This is a genomic window from Streptomyces hainanensis (genome assembly GCF_004348415.1).
GTDB classification, from domain to species: domain Bacteria; phylum Actinomycetota; class Actinomycetes; order Streptomycetales; family Streptomycetaceae; genus Streptomyces; species Streptomyces hainanensis.
In genome coordinates this window covers 1-7,505 of the sequence record NZ_SMKI01000396.1, presented here as the reverse complement: position 1 = coordinate 7,505, position 7,505 = coordinate 1, and the positions used below count along the sequence as shown (strand labels likewise).

Genomic DNA, 7,505 nt, shown 5'->3' with positions numbered 1-7,505 from the left:
GTGCGGGGGCGTTCGGGTCAGACCCGGATGACCTGCGGGCCCTGGAGCGAGTAGCGGTGGGCCTCGGCCGAGCTGAGGTTGGTGCTGGTGACGATCACGTCCAGGTCGTGGATGTCGGCGAAGCGGCAGAAGCCGGCGGCGCCGAACTTGGTGTGGATGCCGGCGAACACCCGGCGCCGGGAGGCGAGGACGGCCTGCCGTTTGACCTCGCTGACGGCCGGGTCCGGGGTGGTCAGGCCGTGGGTGCGGGAGATGCCGTTGGCGCCGATGAACGCCAGGTCGATGACGAAGCCGGCGAGCATCCTGGCGGTCCAGTGGTCGACGGTGGCGAGGGTGCCGCCGCGCACCCGGCCGCCGAGCAGCAGCACGGTGAATCCGTCGACGGCGGCGAGTTGGCCGGCGACCGCGAGCGAGGCGGTGACCACGGTGAGCTGGCGGTCGCGCGGCAGGTTCTCGGCGATGAGCTGCGGGGTGAAGCCCTCGTCGATGAACACGGTCTCGGCCTCGCCGGTGAGTTCGGCCGCGGCGGTGGCGATCCGCCGCTTCTCCGGCACGTGCCGGGTGGCGCGCAGCGCGAGGGTCGTCTCGAACCCCGCGCTCTCCACGGGGTAGGCGCCGCCGTGGGTCCGGCGCAGCAGGCCGTGCGCCTCCAGTACCCGCAGGTCGCGGCGGACGGTCTCCTTGGCGACGCCGAGTTCTCTCGCGAGGTCGGTGACCTCGACGGAGCCGGCCCGCCGGGCCGCGCCCACGATGGCACGCTGACGCTCCTCCGCGGACATGCCTGCCTCCCCACAGCCGGTCCGAATCTGTCCTCACGTATGCCCGATTGGGCCCGCACGGAGAGTTCTACCGCCGTGGTACAAGTCTGAACAGTCATGAGGTAGGGAGGATCCTGCCCGGATGTGACCGTTTGGCGAAGACACCGGCTGGGGGCGGTGGAAGCCGCTGAACGGTGGCTACGGCGCCCAGGCGGCCGGAAGGCCCTTCGGGACACGGGCCCGCTCCCGGACCACGGATGCCCGTTCGGCGCCCGTTGCCACGCGGCGGGCGGCCCGGCCCGGGCCGCCGGGCGGGCGCGGCCCGGGCGGCTCGTCACCCGCGACGCGGCCGGCCGGCACCCCCGTGCGACGGATCGTCAGGACGGCCGCATGCGGAACTCGTAGTGCTCGGGGAGCGGGTCGTCGGTCAGCGCCGCCCAGGTCTCGGTCAGCGCCTCGTCGCCCTCCCGCAGGTCGGCCACCTCGAAGCCGGCCTCGAAGACCGCCCGGGCCGCGTCCTGTCGGCCCTGGGCCAGCAGGACGCGGCTCTCCAGGAGCCGGAAGCGGCCGGCGGCGCGGATCGCCGCCGGCAGCCGGTCGAGGGCGCGGCCGGCTTCGGCGGCCCGGCCGGCGGCCAGCAGGGCCGGCACCGCCTCCCTGGCGAGCGCCGCGAGCGCGGCGGCCGGCGCGGCCGGCGCGGCCGCGTCGAGGGCCAGGTCGAGCGCCCGGCCGGCCCGTTCGGCCGCCGCGTCCAGGTGGCCCTCGCAGCCGTCGGCGACGGCCAGGCAGCGCAGCGGCCACGGGCTCGGCGCGGCGGCGACCGACCGCTCCCAGCTGCGCCGCGCCTGGGCACGGTCGCCGGCGTGCCACTGGGCGACGCCCAGGTGGTAGTCGGTCAGCGGGCCGCCCGGCGCGCACTCGAGACGGTCGCGCCAGGCGGGCGAGACCAGCGACGGGCCCGGCACGGCGCCGGCCGCCGGTTCGGGGAACCGGCCGGCGTCGAGCAGTTCGAGCCAGGGGCGCTGCTCCGATCCGAGCGTGCCGGGGTCGAACGGGGTGCCGGGCAGTTCGTGGCCGCCGCTGGCCACCTCCAGGGCGCCCCAGCCGGAGCCGGCGTGCAGGGTCTCGGTCGGGGCGAGGTCGGCGTGCGGCAGCCAGGCCGCGTGGGCGGCGTCGAGCTCGGCCGCCGGCAGCGCCTCGGTCAGCCGTTCCTCGGCCTCGGCGCGGGCCCGTGCCCAGTCGGGGCCGTGCGTCGCGGCCGGGTCGGCGGAGAGCGGCCCGTACGCCTCGACCCAGCTCAGCTCGGCGCCGGCCGGCAGCGGCACGTGTTCCAGTTGGGTGCGGGCGAGGCCGGCCTGGATCTCGGCGTAGCCGGCGCTGCCGGGTTCGGTCAGCCAGCGCTGCCAGCGCCGCCCGCCGGGGCCGGCGCCCCAGACGAACAGCTTGCGGCCGCGCAGCGCCCCCGTGGAGGTCTGCACCAGGCCGGTGCCGGTCTCGTCCAGCGCCGCGATCCACTTCCTGGCGGCCGCCGGCACCTCGTAGAAGTGGTCGGCGGGGTAGGTGCCGCGCAGCGGGAAGCTGTGGTCGGTGCCCTCCCAGCGGGGGGTGGGGATGAGGCGCAGGCCGCGCTGGTAGCCGAAGTGCCAGGTCTGCTCGGCGGGGACGAGGACCCGGGTGCCCTCGGTCTCGGGCACGGCGGTGTTGGACCACCAGTAGACGGGGACGGTGGTCTCGTGCGGGTTGCGGATCCGGACGCCGGCGTGGAGGAAGTCGGATCCCTCGGGCAGCCACAGATCGACCTGGAAGGGGGTGTCGCGCAGCCGCTCCCACTCCCAGAGGCGCAGCATCGGACCGCCGTCGGGGGCGGGGACGACGGCGGCGTGCACCGGCGCGCAGGAGAGGGTGGTGTGCCCGGTGGCGCCGATGTTCCACTCGATGCCGCCGGAGAACCAGGCGCCGTTGAGCGCGAAGTCGGCGGGCTGGAGTACCGGGTTGGTGTAGAGCAGTTCGCGGCCGGTGGGCTTGTGCAGCAGGGAGTGGACGCGGCCGCCGTAGCCGGGGAGGACGGTGGCCCGCAGCCGGTCGTTCTCGATGACGATGACGTCGACGGCGGTGGGGACGCGCTCCCTGGTGTAGCCGTCCCTGATCCGGGTGGGCAGCACGGTGGTGAGCGGCGCGTAGCCGATCTGGCGGGCCATCTCGGCGGGCAGGGTGGCGCGTTGTTCCTCGCTCACGCGGTGCGGGTCGTTGCGGGGCAGCAGCGGGGGCAGCGGGTTCTCCGGGCCGAGGGCGGCCGCCGGGAGGGTGCGGGTGTCGCGTCTGATGGTGGTGTTGGTGGTGGTGCGGCCGGTCGCGCCGGTGGTGTTCTGTGCCGTGGATGCCGCCATGCTCGCTCCCCATGCTCCCGTCGCGCTCCGGGCGCCGCCGGTCGGCCGCGTGATCACCATTGGACACGTTGAGCCGGTCGGGTGAACAGGGGGCGGGGGTGCCGTGGCGGCGACGCTAGCGGCGGGCGCGCCGCTTGCGGCGGTGGTGGCTCCAGAACATGCCGGCGAGCATGCCGAGGATGGCGGTGCCGAGCAGCACCACCCACAGGGGCAGGCGCACCTCGGGGATCAGCAGGTGGACCTTGGTGGTCCTGGTGTTCTGGAAGATGAAGACCAGGACGAGGACGCTGATCAGGGCGGCGATGACCCGGCTGGTGTTCCAGAAGCCGGGGCCGGGTGCGCGCCCCGACGCCGTGTCCGTGCCGGTGCCGGTGCCGGCACCCGTCGTGCCGGGGTCGGGGCCGCCGGCGCCGCCGCCGGCCCGGGGGTCGTTCGGCCCTTGGTCGTTCGCTTCGGGACTCATGGTTCCAGCATGCGAGCGGGCCCGGGTTCGCGCCCGTCGGCCCGCCCGCCGCCCCGACGGTCAGCGGATGGGGATGGTGACCGTGGACTGGTTGCCGGTGCCGAGGGTGCTCGCGCCGTTGCCGATGGCGTTCCACACCTCGACGCGGACCCGGCCGTTGGTCATGTCGCCCAGGCTGCCGGTCGACGAGGTGAGGCCGGCGGTCTGGGTGTAGTGCTCGTAGCCGGGCACCGGGTCGGAGGCGAAGTACCGGTAGGTCTCCACCCGGTCCCAGCTGCCGTCGCTCGTGCGGTCGTAGGAGACCCGCACCTGCTGCCCGTTGGCGATCGTGGTGCCGGCGTCGACCAGCAGGTCGAAGGCGGTGGAGCCCCCGGTGTAGGCGCCGGTGACGCCGTTGGCGGTGAACGTCTGCGCCTGGTAGGGGGTGCCGTCGCGGTTGACGCCGCCGGCCGAGGCGAGCGTGGCGGTGCTCGCGGAGCCGCCGGCCGAGCCCAGGGTGTTGTCGCCGCGCAGGTGGAGGGTGCCGCCGCCGGTGGGCGGCGGGGTGGTGCCGCCGCCCCTGGTCCAGACGGCGACGTAGTCGACCAGCATCGGGCGGCCCGGCACGGTGCTGGCGACGGGCGTGGCACGGCCCGCGACGCCGTCCGGGAAGGCGCCGCCCATGGCGACGTTGAGCAGGATGAAGTAGCCGGCGTGGCTGGTCATGTTGGACCAGGTCGCCGCGTCCATCTGGGCCTGGCTGACCGTGTGGTAGAGCTGGTCGTCGACGTACCAGCGCAGCTCGTTGGGGGTGACGCTGCGGTCCCACTCGAAGCGGTAGGTGTGGAACGCGGACTGGCAGCTGGCGCCGGGGCAGGCACGGCTGTTGCCGAGGCCGTTGTTCTCGTTGCAGGGGCCGCCGGGCGCGGTGCCGCAGTGCAGCACGCCCCAGACGGTGTTGAGCCCGTTGACGTTCTCCATGACGTCGAACTCGCCGATGCCCGGCCAGTTCCAGTAGTTGCCCCGGTAGGGCGAGCCGAGGGCCCAGAACGCGGGCCAGTAGCCGAGGGCGGCCTCGCCCGTGACGTTGGGCATCTGGATCCGGCCCTCGATGCGGAGGGTGCCGCCGGCGGGGGCCGTGAAGTCGGCGCGGCGGGTCTCGATGCGGGCCGACGTCCAGTTGCCCGCGCCGTCGCGCAACGGCGTGATGCGGAGGTTGCCGCTGCCGTCGAGGCTGAGGTTGTCGGGGGACGAGGTGTAGTTCTGGATCTCGCCGGTGCCCCAGTTGGCCGGGCCGCCGGGGTAGGAGTGGCCGGTGTCGATCTGCCAGTTGGCGCTGGACGGGAGCGAGCCGGCGGTGCCGTTGAAGTCGTCGCTCCAGGCCAGGTTCCAGCCGGCCGGGGTCGGCACGGCCCCGCGCGCCGGGGAGGCGCCGGTGACCGAGGCGAGCAGCCCGGCGACCAGCAGCAGGCAGACGCCGGCTAACCGGGTGACGGGCGCCGTCGCGCGCGACGGGGAGTGGATCGAGCTCATGCGAGCGCCTTCCGGTGGGGGATGACGGGCGACTGAGAGCGCTCTCAGACAGTCTCTCGGCCCCTCTTATAAGGCCCACCACCCGGCCCGTCAACGCCCGCGGCGGCACGACGGGTTGACCTGCGGCGGCCCGGCCGGCGGGCGGTGCCCCGCCGGCCGGGCCGGCCGCCAGGAAGAGGCCTAGGCGTAGACGCGCTCGACGAACTGGGCCAGCTGGTCGTCGGTCAGGGTCTTGGCCAGGTCGGCCTCGCTGATCATGCCGACGAAGCGCTTGTTCCCGTCGATCACCGGCAGCCGGCGGATCTGGTTGCTCTGCATCTCCTGGAGGACGTCGTCGACGTCCGCGTCGCTGGCGATCCAGCGCGGCGTGCCCTCGCACAGCTCGCCCGCCGTGATCTGTGACGGGTCGCGGCCGGCGGCCACGCACTTCACCACGATGTCGCGGTCGGTCAGGATGCCGCACATCCGCTCGTTCTGGTCGCTCACCGGCAGCGCCCCCAGCTCGTGCTCCCGCATCAGCTGCGAGGCACGGTCAAGGGTCTCGGTGGCGGGAATCCAGTGGGCGCCGGGGCTCATGATGTCGGCGGCCGTGGTCATGGCGTCCCTCCTCGTTCGGGTATGTCCGCATTGCTCTCCCGCCATCGTCTCCGCTCTCGCGGCCGCCCGCCATTCGGGCGACCTGGTGGTCGCCGACGACGACCACCGATCACAGAGTGTCACGGCCCACTGACAGTCGGGTCAGCTCCTGAGCTCCAGCGGCGGCACCCCGGCCCCCGCCTCGATGCCGAAGACCAGCGCGTAGAGCGCCAACTCCGCCTCCACGGCCCGGCGGATGGTGTCCGCGCGGCGGAAGCCGTGCCCCTCGCCGGGGAAGGCCAGATAGGCGTGCGGGACGCCGCGCCCGGCCACCGCGGCCAGCATCCGCTCGGCCTGGACCGGCGGGCAGATCACGTCGTCCAGGCCCTGGAGCAGCACGAAAGGCGCCCTGACCCGGTCGGCGCGGTTGACCGGCGAGCGGTCCAGGTAGCGCTCCGGCACCTTGTCGAGCGGGCCGATCAGGGACTCCAGGTAGTGGGACTCGAAGTCGTGGGTCTCGTCCCCCGCCCAGCCGGTGAGGTCGAGGATGGGGTAGCTGATGACGCCGCAGGCGAACCGCCCCTCGGCGGCCGGCGAGACCAGCGCGGCGGCCGTCGTCCAGCCGCCGGCGCTGCCGCCCCTGATGGCCAGCCGCCGCGGATCGGCGGCGCCCTCGTCGGCGAGCGCGGCCGCCACCGCGGCGCAGTCCTCGACGTCGACCACGCCCCAGCGCTCGCGGAGCCGGTTGCGGTAGGCGCGGCCGTAGCCGGTGGAGCCGCCGTAGTTCACCTCGGCGACGCCGATGCCGCGGGAGGTGAAGTAGGCGATCTCCAGGTCGAGCACCAGCGGGGCGCGGGAGGTCGGCCCGCCGTGTGCCCAGATGACGTACGGCGGGCGCTCGTCGGGCGGGCCCGTGACGTCCGGGTGGTGCGGCGGGTAGAGCTGGGCGTGGATCTCGCGACCGTCAGGGCCGGTGAGGACACGGGCCCTGGGACGCGGGTAGTAGGCGGGGTCGACGGCGTCGTGGTGGGGTTCGGCGATCACCCGGGTGTGCCCGCTCGCGGTGTCGAGGCAGACGATCTCGTGGTGCCGGTGCGGGGCGGCGGCGATGCCGGCGACCCGGGTGCCCCGCACGGCGAGTGCCGGCGACCACTCGGTCCAGGGCCCGGCCGCGTCGGCCAGTTCGCCGGTGGCCGGGTCGAGGATGCCGAGCCGTGCGGTGCCCCTGCCGTGGACGACGGCGACCGTGCCGTCGGCGAGCGGCGCGAACCAGCGGTGGCCGAGCTTCCACAGCGCGTCGCCGAACTCCTCCTCGCGCGGGCAGAGGTTGACGGCGTGTCCGGTGTCGGGGTCGACGCGGTGCGGGTTCCACCAGCCGGAGCGGTCGGTGACGGCCAGCAGGGCGCCGTCCGGCGCCCACTCGGCCTGGACGACGGACTCGTCGGGGCCGCCGGCGAGGGTGCGGGCGTCGGTCAGCAGGCCGTCGGCGGCGATCTCGGCGATCCGCAGCTCGGTGCCGTCCCACGGCATCCTCGGGTGGTCCCAGGCCAGCCAGACGGCGCGGCGGCCGTCCGGCGAGGGGCGGGGGCCGGTGACGAAGCGGTGGGTCGCCGCGGTCAGTTCGCGTACCCGGGAGCGGTCGTCGGCGGCGGACCCGTCGAGGGGCACGGCGACCGGCACCCGGCGCACGTCCCCTGGTCCCTCGCCGGTGAACTCCTCCAGCACGCACCACACCTCGTCGCCGTGCGGCACCGGGTCGGCCCAGCGCAGGCCGCCGCCGACCGCCGAGACCGGGGTGAGGGGGCGGGG

General features: G+C 74.9%; 6 protein-coding genes. All 6 read right to left on the bottom strand.

The features are described 5' to 3' along the window. Positions 1–17 precede the first annotated feature (17 nt). Positions 18–779, bottom strand: coding sequence for a DeoR/GlpR family DNA-binding transcription regulator (locus E1283_RS28065; RefSeq protein WP_132820963.1), 762 nt, complete (start codon positions 777–779; stop codon positions 18–20). A gap of 356 nt (positions 780–1,135) precedes the next feature. Then, positions 1,136–3,145 carry a DUF5107 domain-containing protein gene (locus tag E1283_RS28060; protein WP_132820962.1) on the bottom strand — a complete coding sequence of 670 codons (2,010 nt, stop codon included), beginning with the start codon at positions 3,143–3,145 and terminating at the stop codon, positions 1,136–1,138. A gap of 115 nt (positions 3,146–3,260) precedes the next feature. Next, the gene (locus tag E1283_RS28055; RefSeq protein WP_132820961.1) at positions 3,261–3,608 is read right to left on the bottom strand and encodes a lipopolysaccharide assembly protein LapA domain-containing protein; all 348 of its coding nucleotides are present in this window, start codon (positions 3,606–3,608) and stop codon (positions 3,261–3,263) included. A 60-nt stretch (positions 3,609–3,668) separates the two neighbouring features. Further along, the gene (locus E1283_RS28050) at positions 3,669–5,120 is read right to left on the bottom strand and encodes a family 16 glycosylhydrolase (protein ID WP_132820960.1); all 1,452 of its coding nucleotides are present in this window, start codon (positions 5,118–5,120) and stop codon (positions 3,669–3,671) included. A gap of 180 nt (positions 5,121–5,300) precedes the next feature. Next, positions 5,301–5,717 carry a CBS domain-containing protein gene (locus E1283_RS28045; protein ID WP_132820959.1) on the bottom strand — a complete coding sequence of 139 codons (417 nt, stop codon included), beginning with the start codon at positions 5,715–5,717 and terminating at the stop codon, positions 5,301–5,303. 141 nt (positions 5,718–5,858) lie between these two features. Further along, a partial coding sequence (locus tag E1283_RS28040; RefSeq protein WP_132820958.1) for a prolyl oligopeptidase family serine peptidase occupies positions 5,859–7,505 on the bottom strand: 1,647 nt, incomplete at its 5' end.

What these genes read in the sequence shown, in the direction of transcription:
- E1283_RS28065 (WP_132820963.1), bottom strand. Translation starts at nt 779, where the DNA reads ATGTCCGCGGAGGAGCGTCAGCGTGCCATCGTGGGCGCGGCCCGGCGG.
- E1283_RS28060 (WP_132820962.1), bottom strand. Translation starts at nt 3,145, where the DNA reads ATGGCGGCATCCACGGCACAGAACACCACCGGCGCGACCGGCCGCACC.
- E1283_RS28055 (WP_132820961.1), bottom strand. Translation starts at nt 3,608, where the DNA reads ATGAGTCCCGAAGCGAACGACCAAGGGCCGAACGACCCCCGGGCCGGC.
- E1283_RS28050 (WP_132820960.1), bottom strand. Translation starts at nt 5,120, where the DNA reads ATGAGCTCGATCCACTCCCCGTCGCGCGCGACGGCGCCCGTCACCCGG.
- E1283_RS28045 (WP_132820959.1), bottom strand. Translation starts at nt 5,717, where the DNA reads ATGACCACGGCCGCCGACATCATGAGCCCCGGCGCCCACTGGATTCCC.